The sequence below is a fragment of the Burkholderia thailandensis E264 genome (genome assembly GCF_000012365.1).
GTDB lineage: Bacteria > Pseudomonadota > Gammaproteobacteria > Burkholderiales > Burkholderiaceae > Burkholderia > Burkholderia thailandensis.
Map to the genome: position 1 here is coordinate 994970 of NC_007651.1, position 16439 is coordinate 1011408.

The window sequence follows — 16439 nt, forward strand, 5'->3', positions numbered from 1 at the left end:
CGGCGGCGGACCGGACCCGCTCGCGGATGCCGGATGCCTTCTCGAACCGAACGACCGTTCGGGATCTTGACGCAGACCGTGCGGGCCGCTCGCGCAGCCCGCCAGGCGGGCGGTCGCGCGAGATGCGCGTGCTACCATAGTCTGTTCCTAATCCCGCCTTTCGATGTCCCTGCAATGAACTCCGAGACTCTTCCGGCCGAGCTGCCCGCGACGCTGACGATCGCGTCGCGCGAGAGCCGCCTCGCCATGTGGCAAGCCGAGCATGTGCGTGATGCGCTGCGCAAATTATATCCAGCTTGTGACGTGAAAATCCTCGGGATGACGACGCGCGGCGATCAAATTCTCGATCGCACGCTGTCGAAGGTCGGCGGCAAGGGCTTGTTCGTGAAGGAGCTCGAGAGCGCGCTCGCCGACGGCCGCGCGGATCTCGCCGTGCATTCGCTGAAGGACGTGCCGATGGAGCTGCCCGCGGGCTTCGCGCTCGCGGCCGTGATGAGCCGCGAGGACCCGCGCGACGCGTTCGTGTCGAACGATTACGCGTCGCTCGACGCGCTGCCGGCGGGCGCCGTCGTCGGCACGTCGAGCCTGCGCCGCGAGGCGATGCTGCGCGCGCGCTATCCGCGGCTCGACGTGCGGCCGCTGCGCGGCAATCTCGACACGCGGCTCGCGAAGCTCGACCGCGGCGATTACGCGGCGATCATTCTCGCCGCCGCGGGCCTGAAGCGCCTCGGTCTCGCCGCGAGGATCCGCGCGTTGCTCGACGTCGAAGACAGCCTGCCCGCCGCAGGCCAGGGCGCGCTCGGCATCGAGATCGCCGCAGGCCGCGCGGACGTCGCCGCGTGGCTCGCGCCGTTGCACGATCATGCGACCGCGCTCGCGGTCGAGGCCGAACGCGCGGTGTCGCGCGCGCTCGGCGGCAGCTGCGAGGTGCCGCTCGCCGCGCACGCGGTGTGGCGCGGCGACGAGCTGCACCTGACGGGCAGCGTGTCGACGACGGACGGCGCGCGCGTGCTCGCCGCGCGCGCGCAGTCGCGCGCGGCGACGGCCGCCGACGCGCTCGCGCTCGGCCGCGCGGTGTCCGACGAGCTCGAGCGGCAGGGCGCGCGCGCGATCGTCGACGCGCTCGTCGCGGCGAGCGCGCAAGCGCAGAAGGGCGGCGCGTGATGGCGGGCGCGCCGCGCACGTTCACCGCGGTGCTCACGCGTCCCGACGGACAGTCGGCGGCGCTCGCGGCGCAACTCGCCGCAGCGGGCATCGACACGCTCGACTTTCCGCTCATCGACATCGCGCCGCTTGCCGACGACGCGCCGCTCGCCGAGGCGTTCGCGCGGCTCGATGCGTACGCGCTCGTCGTGTTCGTGTCGCCGAACGCGATCGATCGCGCGCTCGCGCGGCTCGGCGCGATCTGGCCGCATCCGCTGCCGATCGGCGTCGTCGGGCCGGGCAGCGTCGCCGCGCTCGCGCGGCACGGAGTCGCCGTGCCCGCGCATCGTGTGATCGCGCCGCGCGCGCCCGACGACGGCGGCGAGCCGCACTACGATTCCGAGAGCCTGTTCGCCGAGATCGCGCGCGCGTTCGACGGCGAGGCGAAGCTCGCCGGCAAGCGCGTGCTGATCGTGCGCGGCGACGGCGGACGCGAATGGCTCGCCGAGCGCCTGCGCGAAGCGGGCGCCGAAGTCGAGCTCGTCGCCGCGTATCGGCGCGTGAGCCCGGAGCCCTCGATCGGCACGTGGGAGCGCGTGCACGCGCTGCTGTCGGGCGCGCCGCACGCGTGGCTCGTGACGAGCTCGGAAGGCGTGCGCAATCTGCAGGAGCTCGCGCACGAGCATTTGAACGAAACCGAGATCGACGCGCTCAGGCGTGCGCAGTTCGTCGCGCCGCATCCGAGGATCGTCGAGACCGCGCGCGCACTCGGTTTTGATAGGATTACGCTGTCCGGCGCGGGCGATGAGCGTATCGTCCGCACCTTTCGTACGTTGGCCGATCAGGCCGATCAACCGGCGACAGCCGCACCGATGCCTTCTCGCATGACAGACACCAACGATACCAAAGACGTCTCTTCCAAACAGGCTGCGGCCCCCGATGCGCCGCGGAATCAACCGTTTACGCCGTTTGAAACGAAAGCGCGGCGCAGCGGCTCGAGCGCGGCGCTGTGGTTCGTGGTCGTCGTGATCGCGGCCGCGGCGGGCGTCGGCGGCTATGCGCTGAACCGCAAGGTCGACCGCCTCGACCAGCATGCGTTCGAGCGCCAGAAGGTGCTCGACGCGCAGACGGCCGAGCTGCGCACGAAGACCGATCAGGCGCTCGCGAGCGTGCGTCAGGCGGATTCGCAACTGTCGCAGCTCGAAGGCAAGCTCGCCGATGCGCAAACCGCGCAGACCGCGTTGCAGCAGCAATATCAGGACCTGTCGCGCAACCGCGACGCATGGATGATCGAGGAAGTCGGCCAGATGCTGTCGAGCGCGAGCCAGCAGCTCCTCTTGACGGGCAACACGCAGCTCGCGCTGATCGCGCTGCAAAACGCCGATTCGCGGCTCGCTTCGTCGCAGAGCGCGCAGGCCGTCGTCGTGCGCAAGGCGATCGCACAGGACATCGAACGATTGAAGGCCGCGCCGTCGGCGGACCTCACCGGGCTTGCGATCAAGCTCGATGACGCAATCGCGAAAATCGACACGCTGCCGCTCGCGGGCGAAGTGCTCGCGCCGCACGCGCAGGCGAAGCCCGACGTTGCCGCGAGCGCCGAGCAGGCGGCCGCGGCGGCGGGCGAGCCGCGCTGGAAGGCGTGGTGGCGAGGCTTTTCGGCGGGCATCGGCGCGCAACTGAAGTCGCTCGTCGAAGTGCGCCGCATCGATCAAGCGGACGCGATGCTCGCGTCGCCCGAGCAAGGCTACTTCGTGCGCGAGAACGTGAAGCTGCGGCTTCTGAGCGCGCGGCTGTCGCTGCTCGCGCGCGACGACAGCGCGATGAAATCCGATCTGCATGCCGCGCAGGCGGCCGTCGCGCGCTACTTCGACGGCGCGTCGAAGGACACCCGGATCGTTCAGGATCTGCTCAAGCAGGTCGACGCCGCGTCGCTCACGGTCGCGGTGCCGAACCTCAACACGAGCCTGAACGCGGTTCAACAGTTCAAGAGCCGGGGTTGACGCCATGACGCTGCGTGGAATCATTTGGCTCGCCGTGCTGTTCGCGATCGCCGCGGCGCTCGCGACGGTCGGGCGCTTCGATGCCGGCCAGGTGCTGATCGTCTATCCGCCGTATCGCATCGACGTGTCGCTGAACTTCTTCGTGCTCGCGATCATCGTCGCGTTCATCGCGCTGTACGCGCTGATGCGGATCGTGCGCAACGTGTGGCGGATGCCGCAGCGCGTGGCCGCGTATCGCGCGCGGATGCGCAACGAGCGCGCGCATGCTTCGTTGCGCGATGCGCTCGCGAACCTCTACGCGGGCCGCTTCTCGCGCGCGGAGAAGGCCGCGCGCGATGCGCTCGCGGTCGACGCGAACCAGGCCGCGGCGAGCCTCATCGCCGCGGCCGCGACGCACCGGATGCACGAGTACGCGCGGCGCGACGAATGGCTCGCGAAGGTGAACGGCCAGGAATGGCAGGACGCGCGCCTGCTCGCGACGGCCGACATGCGCGCGGACGGGCGCGACGCCGAGGGCGCGCTCGCCGCGCTCGCCGAGATGCAGGCGTCGGGCGGCAAGCGGATCCACGCGCAGCAGATCGCGCTGCGCGCGCAGCAGCAGAACAAGAACTGGAGCGAGGTGCTGAAGATCGCGAAGGCGCTCGAAAAGCGCGAGGCGCTGCACCCGGCCGCGGCCGTGCGGCTGCGCCAGCAAGCGGCCGAGCATCTGCTGCGCGATCGCCGGCACGACGCGGACGCGCTTCTCGAAGTGTGGCAGACGCTGTCGGCCACCGAGCGGCAGTCGCCGCGCCTCGCGGATCTCGCCGCCGAACTGCTGATCGCGCTCGAGCGCCGTCAGGAAGCGCGGCGGATCGTCGAGGACGCGCTCGCGCACAACTGGAACGCGCGCCTGCTGCGCCGCTATCCGGATACGGCGGGCGCTGACGCGCTGCCGCTGATCCAGAAGGCCGAGGGCTGGCGACGCGAGCGTCCGGACGACGCGGACCTGCTGTTCGCGCTCGGCCGCTTGTGCCAGCAGCAGCAACTGTGGGGCAAGGCGCAATCGTTCCTCGAATCGGCGCTGAAGCTTGCCGACGACGAGCCGCTCAAGATTCGCGCGCATCGCGCGCTCGCGCGCCTGTTCGAGCACCTCGGCGAAACCGACAAGGCCGCGCAGCACTATCGCGAAAGCGCGCTCGCGATCACGGTCGTGTGAGCGCTCGGGCAGCAGGCGCTTTCCGGCGTGCTTGATGCGCGACGGCAGGCGGTGGAATCGAAAAAACGGCGGCCTCGACGGCCGCCGTTTTCGTTGGGGTGCCGCAACGCGTATCGAGGGCCGAGTATCGAATCAGATGTCGACGAGCGACTTCGGCACCGTGAGCGCGAGCAGCCCGCCCAGCACGAGGAACCCGGCGAGCATGTACATTCCCGCGTCGTTCGATGCGCTCGCCTGCTTGAGCCAGCCGACGAGATACGGGCTCAGGAAGCCCGCGAGGTTGCCGACCGAATTGATGATCGCGATGCCCGCCGCGGCGGCCGTGCCGCCGAGGAATGCGGTCGGCAGGCTCCAGAAGAGCGGCAGCGTCGTCAGGATGCCCATCGTCCCGATCGTCAGGCCGAGCATGGCGAGCGCCGTGTCGTGCGCCCAGACGACCGACAGCACGAGCCCGAGCGCGCCCGCCGCCGCCGGAATCGCGAGGTGCCAGCGCCGCTCGCGGCGGCGGTCCGCGCTGTGCGCGGTCACGAGCATCGCGACGACGGCCGCCGCGTACGGCACCGCGGACAGAAGGCCGATCGAGAACGCGTCGGTCACGCCCGTCGACTTGATGATCGTCGGCAGCCAGAAGCCGACGCCGTAGAGCCCCATCACGAACGAGAAGTAGATGAGACCCATCAGCCATACGCGCGGGCTCGTGAACACGACGGAAAGCGGCAGGTCCTCCTTGCGCGCCTCCTCGGCGGCGACGTTGCGCGACAGCAGCGCTTTCTCGTCGTCGTCGAGCCATTTCGCCTTCGCGATCCCGTCGTCGAGCGCGAACAGCAGCAGGATGCCGACGAGCATCGACGGCACGCCTTCGAGCAGGAACAGCCACTGCCAGCCCTGCCAGCCGTTCGCGCCGTCGAAAGTCTTCAGGATGTAGCCGGAGATCGGGCCGCCGATGACGCCCGACAGCGCGACGGCCGTCATGAAGAGCGTCGTCATCCGGCCGCGGCGGTGCGCCGGATACCAGTAGGTCAGGTAGAGAATCACGCCGGGGAAGAAGCCGGCTTCCGCGACGCCGAGCAGAAAGCGCATCGTGTAGAACATCGCGGGCGTCGACACGAACATCGTCAGCGCCGAGATGATGCCCCACGTGACCATGATCCGCGCGATCCACACGCGCGCGCCCACCTTGTGCAGGATCACGTTGCTCGGCACTTCGAACAGAAAGTAGCCGACGAAGAAGATGCCCGCGCCGAGGCCGTAGACCGCGTCGGACAGGTGCAGGTCGGACGCCATCTGCAGTTTCGCGAAGCCGACGTTCACGCGGTCGAGATACGCGACCACGTAGCAGAGCAGCAGGAGCGGCGCGAGACGCCACGAAACCTTGCGATAAGTGGCCGCCTCGAAAGCGGACGGCGCGCCCGGCGTGGCCGCCGGCATGGTACGGGCCATGACTGTCTCCTCTGGTGTGTTGTCTAGTGTTCGGCGCTCAGACGCAGCGGCCGCCGTCGACCTCGACGCAGATGCCGGTGACGAACGCGGCTTCGTCGGACGCGAGATAGAGCGCCGCGTTCGCGATGTCCTGGGGCGTCGACAGGCGGCCGAGCGGGATTGTCGCGACGAAGCGCGCGCGGTTCTCCGGCGTGTCGGGCACGCCCATGAATTCGCTCGTGAGGCCGGTTTCGCCGAGCACCGGGTTCACGCAGTTCACGCGAATCCGGTCGGCTCCGAGCTCGACGGCGAGCGTCTTGCTCGCGGTGATCATCGCGCCCTTCGTGCTGTTGTACCAGACGAGGCCCGGGCGCGGCCGCACGCCCGCCGTCGACGCGACGTTCACGAACGCGCCGCTGCCCGCGGCGCGGAAATGCGGGACGAACGTCTGCACGCTCCAGAAGAGGCTCTTCATGTTGACCGCGTACACGCGGTCGTATTCGGCTTCGGCGATGTCGAGCACCGGCTTGTTGCGGTGCGTGGTGCCCGCGTTGTTGACGACGACCTGCACGCTGCCGAACGCGTCGAGCGCGGCGTCGCGCAGCGTCTGCCAGTCTTCGCCGCGCGACACGTCGCCCGCGACGGCGAGCGCGCGGCCGCCCGCGAGCGCGATGTCGCCCGCAACGCGCTCGGCCGCCGCCGCATTCAGATCGTTGACGACGACGCACGCGCCTTCGCGTGCAAACGTCTTCGCAATGCCTTCGCCGAAGCCCGAGCCTGCGCCCGTGACGACGGCCGTCTTGCCGCTGAGCCGCATCGGTTGTCTCCTGGATTTTGTCGTGAATGCCGGGGCGCCGCCTCGACGGCGGCGGGCGGCGCGACACGCATGCGCGCCGCGCCGCCCGATTCAGCCGTGTCTGAGCGCAATCGTCTTCAGCACGGTGAAGCCGTACAGCGCCTCGAAACCTTTCTCGCGGCCGTAGCCGGAGCGCCCGGTGCCGCCGAACGGCAGCTCGACGCCGCCGCCCGCGCCGTAGTTGTTGACGAACACCTGTCCCGCGCGCAGCTTGCGCGCGAGCCGCATCTGCCGCGCGCCGTCGCGCGTCCAGATGCCGGCGACGAGCCCGTAGGGCGTGCCGTTCGCGAGCGCGAGCGCTTCGTCCTCGTCGGCGAACTTCATCGCGGCGAGCACCGGGCCGAACACTTCCTCCTGCGCGAGCCGGTGCGTGTGCGGCACGTCGCGCAGCAACGCGGGCGCCTGATAGAAGCCCGTTTCGGGCGCGTCCGGCACGACTTCGCCGTGCGCGGCCATCGCGATGCCGTCGTGCTGCGCGTCGGACAGGAAATCCCACACGCGCCGCTGCTGCTTCGCGCTGATGAGCGGCCCGCAATCGAGATCGGCCTGGCCGGGGCCGACCTTCAGCCCGTTGAACGCGGTCGCGAGCCGCTCGACGAGCGGCTCGTAGACTGCCTTGTCGATCAGCACGCGGCTGCCGGCCGAGCAGGTCTGGCCGGCGTTCTGCACGATCGCGGACACGAGCACGGGTAGCGCGGCGTCGAGGTCCGCGTCGGCGAACACGATCTGCGGCGACTTGCCGCCGAGCTCGAGCGTGACGGGCGCATGGTGCTCGGCCGCCATCTGCGCGACGAGGCGGCCGGTGTCCGGCGAGCCGGTAAACGAGATGTGGTCGACGCCCGGATGGCGCGCGAGCGCCGCGCCGGCTTCGTGGCCGTAACCCGTCACGACGTTGAGCGCGCCCGCCGGAAGGCCGGCTTCGGCGGCGAGCGTCGCGACGCGCAGGACCGACAGGCACGCGTCCTCCGAGGGCTTGACGACGCACGCGTTGCCTGCGGCGAGCGCAGCGCCGACGCTGCGCCCGAGGATCTGCATCGGATAGTTCCACGGCACGATGTGACCCGTCACGCCATGCGGCTCGCGCAGCGTGAGCACCGTGTAGCCGTCGCGGTACGGCAGCGTCTGCCCATGCAGCTTGTCCGCCGCGCCCGCGTAGAACTCGAAGTAGCGGGCGAGCGCGTCGGCGTCCGCGCGCGCCTGCGTGAGCGGCTTGCCGGTGTCGCGCGACTCGGTGAGCGCGAGCTCCTCTCGGCATGCGGCGACGAGCATCGACAGCCGGTACAGCGCGCGCCCGCGCTCGGCCGCGCTGACCGCGCCCCACGGGCCGTCGAATGCGGCGCGCGCCGCGCGCACGGCCGCGTCGACGTCGGGCGCGGTGCCGCGCGCAAGCCGCGCGAACGGCTCGCCGTCGGACGGATCGATCACGGCGATCGTCTCGCCGCCCGCGGGCGGCGCCCATGCGCCCGCGATGAAGTGCTTCGCTTCTTCCATGCCCGCTCCCGGCTGTTCGCGCGTTGTCTGATCGTCGCCCGATTATCGGCCGAACGTGGCGCAAGCGCCATCGGGCGATTGGCTATAATGCGCTTTCCATCGGAGGCGGCCGCATGGACGCCATCCGTCCCGATTCCCATCCGAACTTCAGAGAACGCTCATGAGCTTCAGCAATGTTCCGGCCGGCAAGGATCTGCCGCAAGACTTCAACGTGATCATCGAGATCCCGGCGCAAAGCGAGCCGGTCAAGTACGAAGCCGACAAGGAGCTCGGCCTCCTCGTCGTCGACCGCTTCATCGGCACCGGCATGCGCTACCCGGTGAACTACGGCTTCATTCCGCAGACGCTGTCGGGCGACGGCGATCCCGTCGACGTGCTCGTCATCACGCCGTTTCCGCTGCTCGCGGGCTCGGTTGTTCGCGCGCGCGCGCTCGGCATGCTGAAGATGACCGACGAATCGGGCGTCGATGCGAAGCTCGTCGCGGTGCCGCACGACAAGGTCTGCCCGATGACGGCCAACATCAAGTCGATCGACGACGTGCCCGCATACCTGATGGATCAGATCAAGCACTTCTTCGAGCAGTACAAGGCGCTCGAGAAGGGCAAGTGGGTGAAGGTCGAGGGCTGGGACGGCATCGAAGCCGCGCACAAGGAAATCACCGACGGCGTCGCGAACTTCAAGAAGTAAGTCATCGGGCGGCGCTCGCCGCGGCGAATGCCGGTTGAGAGAAAAAACCGCGCGTGTCTCGTGACGAGGCCGCGCGGTTTTGTTTTGCGCGCGTTCCCGCGGGGCGGACGCACGGGCGGAGCGGTTGCGCGGGTTCCGAGCTTATTGAAGCCGCTGGAGTTCAGGAGGACCCGGTCGCCGTCCGCCCCGATATCTTCGCCGCGTTCGCGGCCTTCTTCGGCTTCGCGGGCGGCTTGACCGCGCGGTGCGCGGCGGCCGCATCGTCCGCCGCCGCCGCCGTCGCCGCCGCGTCGATCGGGGGCGCGGCTTCGGCCGTCGCCATTGCGGCGGTGCCGGCCTCCGGCGCCGCGCAATCGTCGTCCACGAGGCGTGCGGCTGCGTCGTCCGTGGCCGGCAGCACCGACGAGAGCGCGAGCGAGCCGTCCGCGAGCGCGCGCTTTTGCATCGGCGTCAGCCGTTTGACCCGATATTCGGCGCGCGACGCGCTTGATCGATCGGCGAGCTCGAATGACGCGAGCACGGCCTTCGGCTTGCGCGCGCGCGTGTAGCGCGCACCCTTGCCTTGCGCGTGCTGCGCGAAGCGTGCGGCGACGTCGGTCGTGATGCCGGTGTAGACGCTGCCGTCCGCGCATTCGATCAGATACAGGTACCAGGACATGAAAGGTGGCGTGATGCGAAGCCGCCAGTTTCGCAGAAAACGGGCGGCGCGCGCGATTCGCCTGCCGGCTCGTCGGCGCAGGCCGTCGCGACGCCGCTAACGCTGCGCGACCGCGTGGCCGGATTGCGTGCGCGTCACGCGCGGGTCCTGGACCCGCCGAAAGATCGCCGCGGACGCGAGCGTCACCGCGCCGACGCAGACGAAGCTCAGCTTGAAGCCGAGCAGCGACGAGCCGGTCTGCGCGCCGAACAGGCTCGTGAGCCCGCTTCCCACCGACGCGCCGAGCCCCATCGACAGCATCTGCACCATCGAATACAGGCTGTTGCCGCTCGCCGCGTCTCGGTGCGGCAGGCTTTTCAGCGTCACGCTGTTCATCGCCGCGATCTGAATCGAGTTGATCGCGCCGAAGATCGCGATCAGCGCCAGTTCGACGACGAGCGGCGTATCGGGGCCGATCGCCGCGAACAGCGCGATCACGGCGCCGACGATCAACGTGTTGACGAACAGGAACGTGCGATAGCCGTAGCGGCGAACGAGCGGCGCGATCCACGGCTTTGCGATCACGCCCGCGATGGCGGCTGGAACGAGCATCAGCCCCGAGCGCAACGGAGAATAGCCGAATTCGAGCTGCATCATCAGCGGCAGCAGGAAGGGCGTCGCGCCGATGCCGATCCGCGAGACCAGGTTGCCGGCGAGGCCGACCGCGAAGTTCGGTTCGCGAAAGAGCTTGAGCCGGAAGATCGGGTTCGGGCGCCAGTGCGCGTAGGCGACATACGTGATCGCCGCGGCCGCGGCGATCGCGATCATGCCGGCGGTCCAGTCGGCATAGCCGCCGTCGGACAGCGCGTCGATCGCAAGCGAGCCGGCGATCATCGCGATCGACAGCAGCGTGTAGCCGGTGTAGTCGAACGGCGGGGGATCGGTCGGCTTGTCGCGCGGCATGTAGCGGTGGACGGTGGCGAGTCCGACCGCGCAGATCGGCAGGTTGACGAGGAACACCCAGTACCACGACATCGATTGCGTGAGCCAGCCGCCGAGCGTTGGGCCGAGGATCGGCCCGATCTGGCCGAAGGTCGACACGAACGCGAGGGCGGCCACGTATTCGTCGCCGGGGACGCCGCGCAGCACCGCGAGCCGGCCGATCGGCAGCAGCATCGAGCCGCCGACGCCTTGCAGCACCCGCGCGAAGATGAGCTGCGTCGCGCTCGCCGCGGCCGCGCAGCACAGCGAGCCGAGCGCGAACACGACAATCGCGGCGAAGAATACGCGACGCGTGCCGAAGCGATCCGCGAGCCAGCCGGACGCGGGCGTGAGCGTGGCCATCGTCAGGGTGTAGGCGGTGACGACGCCGTGCATCGAGAGGGCGTCCTGGTCGAGCGCGCGGGCGATCGACGGCAGCGCCGTGTTGACGATGGTCGTGTCGACGGACTGCATGAAGAAAGCGGTGGCGACGATCCACAGCAGTGTCGTTCGGGAAGAGGCATTGAGCATGAGTGCGGCCCGATGAGATTGGGTGCGTCGCGGCTGGCGCGCGGCGCAAGCCCCGCCGCCTCGGGCGGCGCGCAGCGCTGGCCCGAGGTCGTCGGGGGCGTTGGTCAGTGGGCGCGCGTGCCGAAGCGCGCGGCGAGCGGCAGGTCTGGGGCCGGAGCGGCTTCCGCTGCGCGGGCCGCTCGGCGCGCGCACGCGGGCGGACGGTCCGATGGCTTGCGCGTTCGCGCCGGTTTCGGAGCCGCCATTTCAAGCGGCGTATCGGGGCTGATGTCGGGCGATAAGAATGGATGGCGCGCGCCATTTATAATCGGCAGGCTGAAAGGATTCATTCAATACTCCCAATTGATAATCTGCGTGAAGATCGTCAACCAAAAGATCAGAATGTCTCCCCATCCTCTCCGACCGCGACAGGCGGTGCGCCGAAGGGTGAAGCTGCCGGTTGGCCCTGGAATGTGAAAGTTATTTGGCGATTTTCGGAATAAAGATCCTGAAAATCGGAAACAGGGACGAAATCGAATGAAATTCGTTTCTCTCCATTTCTTCACACATTAAGTGTGATGAAAGTCTAGGAGATCTCGCCGCAATATTGCAACCGAATAACCTTTCGATTTCCGAATCGGAACGAATGATAATCAAATATCCCGCATAGCCTGTTGTGTGAGACGAATGGCGATGCCGTTTCGGACGCCGGCGCGGGGCGACGCGCGCGCGAGGGTGCGCATCGCCGTCAGCGCCCGCCGTCCCTGAACGGATTGTGCTCGCGCAGTTCGTCGACATATGCGTGGATCTGGTTCGTCTCCTGCGCGAGGAAGCGTCCGAGCGCATCGGCGTATGCCGGATGCGCGAGCCAGTGCGCGGAATGCGTGACGGTCGGCATGAAGCCGCGCGCGAGCTTGTGCTCGCCCTGCGCGCCGCCTTCGAACGCGTCGAGCCGCTCGTCGATGCAGAATTCGAGCAACTGGTAGTATGCGGTCTCGAAGTGCAGGCACGGCACGTGTTCGAGCGCGCCCCAGTAGCGGCCGTACAGCGTGCCGCCCCCCGACGCGCCGCGCTGGTAGACGGCGAGCGCGCTCGCGATCGGTCTTCCGTCGCGCTCGGCGATCACGAGCAGCAGGTTCTCCGGCATCGTCGCGCCGATCTCGCGGAAGAATTCGAGATTCAGGTACGGGCTCGAAAAGTGCTCGCGGTACGTCTGCCGGTAGCAGCGCGTGAAGAAGCGCCAGTCGGCGTCGGTCGCGTCCTCGCCGCGCACGCGCCGGAACGTGACGCCCGCGTCGGCGACCTTGCGGCGCTCCGCGCGGATGTTCTTGCGCTTCTTCTGCTCGAGCGTGCCGAGGAATGCGTCGAAGTCGCGATAGCCGTCGTTCAGCCAGTGGAACTGCACGCCTTCGCGCAGCATCATCCCCATGTCGGCGAGCGCGCGTGCCTCGTCGCCCGTCGGAAACAGCACGTGCAGCGACGACACGTCGCTCTGCTCGGCGAGCGCGACGAGCGTCGCGGCGAGCCGGCGGCGCGCGTCGTCATCGACGGCGAGGAGCCGGCTGCCCTGCACGGGCGTGAACGGCACCGCGCACAGCAGCTTCGGATAGTACGGCAGACCGTTGCGCTGGTACGCGTCGGCCCACGCCCAGTCGAACACGTATTCGCCATACGAATGGCGCTTCGCGTAGACGGGCGCGGCCGCGACGAGCGCGCCCGTCGCGCCGTCGGCGAGCGTGACGAAGCGCGGCGCCCAGCCGGTGTCGTCGACGGCGCACCCCGCGCGGTGCAGCGCGCTCAGGAACGCGTGCTTCAGGAAGGGCGTCGGGCGCGGCGCGCGCGCGACGAGCGCGTCCCATTCGGCGGCGTTCGCGTCGAGCGGAGACGCGAGGATGCCCATGCGATAATCGCAACGTTCGTGTTTCAACGATTCGAATCCGTTTCGTTCGTACCCGGTTGTTCCGGTCGTACCCGTCTGCAAGGTCGGCTCTCGCGCGTTGCCGCGCCGCGCCGCCCGTGCGTTTGATCAAAGCCGTTCGCGCCGTGGCCCGAGGAGGCCGCGCTGATCCCGTGATGAAGACCCGTATCGCACTTGCCCAACTCAACGTCACCGTCGGCGATTTCGCCGGCAACGTCGCCAAGATCGTCGCCGCCGCGCAAGCCGCGCACGATGCCGGCGCGCACTTCCTGATCGCGCCCGAGCTCGCGCTGTCCGGCTACCCGCCCGAGGATCTGCTGCTGCGCCCCGCGTTCTACGCGGCGTCCGACGCGGCGCTCGCCGAGCTCGCCGCGCAACTCAAGCCGTTCGCCGGGCTCGCGGTGCTCGTCGGCCACCCGCTGCGCGCACCAAGCGCCGATGGTAATGCAAACCGTGCGATCGAGCGCGGCGTCCCGCCGGTCGACACGTACAACGCGGCATCGCTGATCGTCGGCGGCGAGGTCGCCGGCACGTACCGCAAGCAGGACTTGCCGAACACCGAGGTGTTCGACGAGAAGCGCTATTTCGCGACCGACGCCGCGCCGTACGTATTCGAGCTGAACGGCGTGAAGTTCGGCGTCGTGATCTGCGAGGACGTGTGGCATGCGTCGGCCGCGCAGCTCGCGAAGGCGGCGGGCGCGCAGGTGCTGATCGTGCCGAACGGCTCGCCGTACCACATGAACAAGGACGCGGTGCGCATCGACATCCTGCGCGCGCGGATTCGCGAAACGGGCCTGCCGATGGTCTACGTGAATCTCGTCGGCGGCCAGGACGAGCTCGTGTTCGACGGCGGCTCTTTCGTGCTCGACGGCGCGGGCGAGCTGGTCGCGAAGATGCCGCAGTTCGAGGAGGGCAATGCGATCGTCGAGTTCGACGGCGCGCGAGCGCTGCCCGCCGCTATCGCGCCGGCGCTCAGCGTCGAGGCGCAGGTGTATCGCGCGCTCGTGCTCGGCGTGCGCGACTACATCGGCAAGAACGGTTTCCCCGGCGCGATCATCGGGCTGTCGGGCGGCGTCGATTCGGCGCTCGTGCTCGCGGTGGCCGTCGACGCGCTCGGTGCCGAGCGCGTGCGCGCGGTGATGATGCCGTCGCGCTACACGGCCGGCATCTCGACGACCGACGCGGCCGACATGGCGCGGCGCGTCGGCGTGCGCTACGACGAGATCGCGATCGCGCCGATGTTCGATGCGTTCCGCGCGTCGCTCGCGGCCGAGTTCGCGGGCCTCGCCGAAGACGCGACGGAGGAGAACATCCAGGCGCGCATTCGCGGCACGCTGCTGATGGCGCTGTCGAACAAGTTCGGCTCGATCGTGCTGACGACGGGCAACAAGAGCGAGATGGCGGTCGGCTACTGCACGCTTTACGGCGACATGGCGGGCGGCTTCGCGGTGATCAAGGACATCGCGAAGACGCTCGTCTACCGGCTCTGCCGTTACCGCAACGCGGCGGCCGAATACGGCCAGCCCGACATCGTTCCCGAGCGGATTCTCACGCGCGCGCCGTCGGCCGAGCTGCGCGAGAACCAGACCGACCAGGACAGCCTGCCGCCGTACGATGTGCTCGACGCGATCATGCGCATGTACATGGAGGAGGACCGGCCGCTCGCGGAGATCGTCGCGGCGGGCTATTCGGAGGCGGACGTGAAGCGCGTCACGCGGCTCATCAAGATCAACGAATACAAGCGCCGGCAGGCGCCCGTCGGCATTCGCGTCACGCACCGCGCGTTCGGGCGCGACTGGCGCTATCCGATCACGTCGCGCTTCGTCGAGAGCATCGACTGACGCGGTGCGCGGCGTAGAATCGGCTGACGACTTTCAATCATTCGAAGCAAGGGGCACATCATGAAACGCATCACCGCCATCATCAAGCCGTTCAAGCTGGACGAAGTGCGCGAAGCGCTCGCCGAAGTCGGCCTGACGGGGCTCACCGTGACCGAAGTGAAGGGCTTCGGCCGCCAGAAGGGGCACACGGAGCTCTATCGCGGCGCAGAATACGTGGTCGATTTCCTGCCGAAGATGAAGATCGAAGTGGTGGTCGCGAACAATCTCGTCGATCAGGTGATCGATGCGGTGATCGGCGCCGCGCGCACCGGCAAGATCGGCGACGGCAAGATCTTCGTGTCGGACGTCGAGCGCGTGATCCGTATCCGCACGGGCGAGGAGAACGAAGCGGCCGTCTGAGGCCGCGCCCGCCGTTCGGGCACGCTTGGGCACGCCCGGGCGCGCACCCGCGCGGCGCGATCGGCGGCTTCGGCGGCTCGGTGCTTGCGCGGCGCGCGGGCATGCATGCGTCGCGCTCGCGGGACAGTGGCGCACACGTCCGCCCGAAGCCGCGCAGAATAAAAAAAACGGTGCGACACCCAGGGGTATCGCACCGGTACGCGCCTCTCGCAGCAGCGTGAAAAGACTATCGGTTCAAACGATCCGGCTCATATGATCAGAACAGGTGCTGGATGCCGGCGTACACGCCCGTTTGGCTGCCGCCGAACTTCGGATTGCCGGTCGAGATGTCGGTGCCGGCCGGGTTCGCGTTCAGGCCGAAGTTCGCGGTCTTGCTGTTGCGCACCGTCGCGACCTGCACGTCGAGCAGCGTGCGCTTCGACAGGTTGTACGAGCCGCCGACCGTGAAGATGTTCGCGTTGCCGCCGCCGTGGTTCGCGTTCACGTGATAGACGGCCGCGATCAGCGCGGCGGCGGGCGTTGCCTGCCACGTGACGCCGCCCCAGACTTGCTGCGTCGTCGTGATGCCGTTGTTCACCGCCGGGCCGCCGTCCGCGTGCGACGCCTGGTATGCCGCCTGCAGCTTGAACTGGCCGAGGAACACGTTCACGCCGGCGAAGTATTCGCGCGAGTAGTTGAACACGTCGTCGAGCTTGCCGTTGGTCGGATCGCGCGCTTCGTCATAGAGACCGCGGATCTGGAAGAGCGACGTCGTGTAGGTGAGCTGCAGGCCCGCGCTGCGGCCCTGGTTCGTCGAGCCGTTGCCGTTCCAGTTCGTCGCGTTCGACAGCGCGTATTGGCCGTAGACGTCGAAGCCGTAGAACTTCGGCGACTGATACGAAATGTTGTTGCTGGTCTTGTTCCAGTTGCGGCCGCGCACGAGCGATGCCGTCGACCACGACGACTGGCCGAACGGGTCGAAGTCCCACACGCCGTTCGCGATCGCGAGCTCGCGGCCGAGCAGCAGGGTACCGTATGCGTCGTTGGAGATACCGACCGTCGCCCAGCGATTCCAGAGGCTGCCGCCGCCCGGGCCGTTGCCGCTCATCGTGTCGAAGCTGCCTTCCAACTGGAACACGATCTTGTTGCCGCCGCCGATGTCCTCGGAGCCCTTCAAGCCCCAGAGGCTCGTGCCCCAGTTGCCGCTTTCCGCGCGCCAGCGGCTCGCGCTGCCGCCGTTCGCGCTCGGCAGGCCGTTCATGTATTCGATGCCGGCGTCCAGACGGCCGTACAGCGTCACGCTGCTTTGAGCGTGAGCCGCCACTCCGGCAGTCGCCAGTACCGCCGCGAGCATAACTTTCTTCATCATCTCCTCCATACCC

At 68.7% G+C, this 16439-nt stretch carries 12 protein-coding genes and 1 pseudogene; 6 read left to right on the forward strand and 7 right to left on the reverse strand.

Annotated elements, in window-relative coordinates:
• Positions 1 to 174: 174 nt before the first annotated feature.
• The 3 genes from hemC to BTH_RS16655 are packed head-to-tail and all read left to right on the forward strand — an operon-like array spanning position 175 to position 4338.
• Positions 175 to 1164 carry a hydroxymethylbilane synthase gene (gene hemC, locus BTH_RS16645; protein WP_009892462.1) on the forward strand — a complete coding sequence of 330 codons (990 nt, stop codon included), beginning with the start codon at positions 175 to 177 and terminating at the stop codon, positions 1162 to 1164.
• Complete coding sequence (gene hemDX / locus BTH_RS16650; RefSeq protein WP_009892460.1) at positions 1164 to 3143, forward strand: fused uroporphyrinogen-III synthase HemD/membrane protein HemX; 1980 nt, start codon at positions 1164 to 1166, stop codon at positions 3141 to 3143. The genes hemC and hemDX overlap by 1 nt, the downstream gene beginning before the upstream one ends.
• Positions 3144 to 3147: 4 nt before the next feature.
• Positions 3148 to 4338, forward strand: a complete 1191-nt coding sequence (locus tag BTH_RS16655; RefSeq protein WP_009892459.1) for a heme biosynthesis protein HemY — start codon at positions 3148 to 3150, stop codon at positions 4336 to 4338.
• Positions 4339 to 4470: 132 nt separating this feature from the next.
• Here the strand turns inward: BTH_RS16655 and BTH_RS16660 are convergent, their stop codons facing one another.
• From BTH_RS16660 to BTH_RS16670, 3 genes are all read right to left on the reverse strand, one after another.
• Positions 4471 to 5778: an MFS transporter gene (locus BTH_RS16660; RefSeq protein ID WP_009892458.1), complete on the reverse strand. Its 1308-nt coding sequence runs from the start codon at positions 5776 to 5778 to the stop codon at positions 4471 to 4473.
• Between the two features lie 37 nt (positions 5779 to 5815).
• Positions 5816 to 6574 (reverse strand): SDR family oxidoreductase, encoded by a 759-nt coding sequence (locus tag BTH_RS16665; RefSeq protein WP_009892457.1) that lies wholly within the window; start codon positions 6572 to 6574, stop codon positions 5816 to 5818.
• Between the two features lie 90 nt (positions 6575 to 6664).
• Positions 6665 to 8104: an aldehyde dehydrogenase family protein gene (locus BTH_RS16670; protein ID WP_009892456.1), complete on the reverse strand. Its 1440-nt coding sequence runs from the start codon at positions 8102 to 8104 to the stop codon at positions 6665 to 6667.
• Between the two features lie 160 nt (positions 8105 to 8264).
• Here BTH_RS16670 and ppa point away from each other — a divergent pair, with 160 nt between their 5' ends.
• Positions 8265 to 8792: an inorganic diphosphatase gene (gene ppa, locus BTH_RS16675; RefSeq protein ID WP_009892455.1), complete on the forward strand. Its 528-nt coding sequence runs from the start codon at positions 8265 to 8267 to the stop codon at positions 8790 to 8792.
• A 199-nt stretch (positions 8793 to 8991) separates the two neighbouring features.
• On the opposite strand, the pseudogene BTH_RS16680 reads toward ppa, so the two are convergent.
• The 3 genes and pseudogenes from BTH_RS16680 to BTH_RS16690 form a co-directional block, all read right to left on the reverse strand.
• Positions 8992 to 9450, reverse strand: a pseudogene (locus tag BTH_RS16680) (GIY-YIG nuclease family protein); the annotation flags it as partial.
• Between the two features lie 96 nt (positions 9451 to 9546).
• A complete protein-coding gene (locus BTH_RS16685; protein ID WP_038707844.1) occupies positions 9547 to 10941 on the reverse strand; it encodes a DHA2 family efflux MFS transporter permease subunit in 1395 nt (464 codons plus the stop codon).
• A 727-nt stretch (positions 10942 to 11668) separates the two neighbouring features.
• Positions 11669 to 12847: a GNAT family N-acetyltransferase gene (locus BTH_RS16690; RefSeq protein WP_009892451.1), complete on the reverse strand. Its 1179-nt coding sequence runs from the start codon at positions 12845 to 12847 to the stop codon at positions 11669 to 11671.
• A 146-nt stretch (positions 12848 to 12993) separates the two neighbouring features.
• Between BTH_RS16690 and BTH_RS16695 the strand changes: the two genes are divergently transcribed.
• Together BTH_RS16695 and BTH_RS16700 are read left to right on the forward strand one after the other, a co-directional pair.
• Positions 12994 to 14679, forward strand: coding sequence for an NAD+ synthase (locus BTH_RS16695; protein ID WP_009892449.1), 1686 nt, complete (start codon positions 12994 to 12996; stop codon positions 14677 to 14679).
• Positions 14680 to 14739: 60 nt separating this feature from the next.
• Complete coding sequence (locus BTH_RS16700) at positions 14740 to 15078, forward strand: P-II family nitrogen regulator (protein ID WP_004193987.1); 339 nt, start codon at positions 14740 to 14742, stop codon at positions 15076 to 15078.
• Positions 15079 to 15334: 256 nt separating this feature from the next.
• Here the strand turns inward: BTH_RS16700 and BTH_RS16705 are convergent, their stop codons facing one another.
• Positions 15335 to 16423 carry a porin gene (locus BTH_RS16705; RefSeq protein WP_009892446.1) on the reverse strand — a complete coding sequence of 363 codons (1089 nt, stop codon included), beginning with the start codon at positions 16421 to 16423 and terminating at the stop codon, positions 15335 to 15337.
• Positions 16424 to 16439 lie beyond the last annotated feature (16 nt).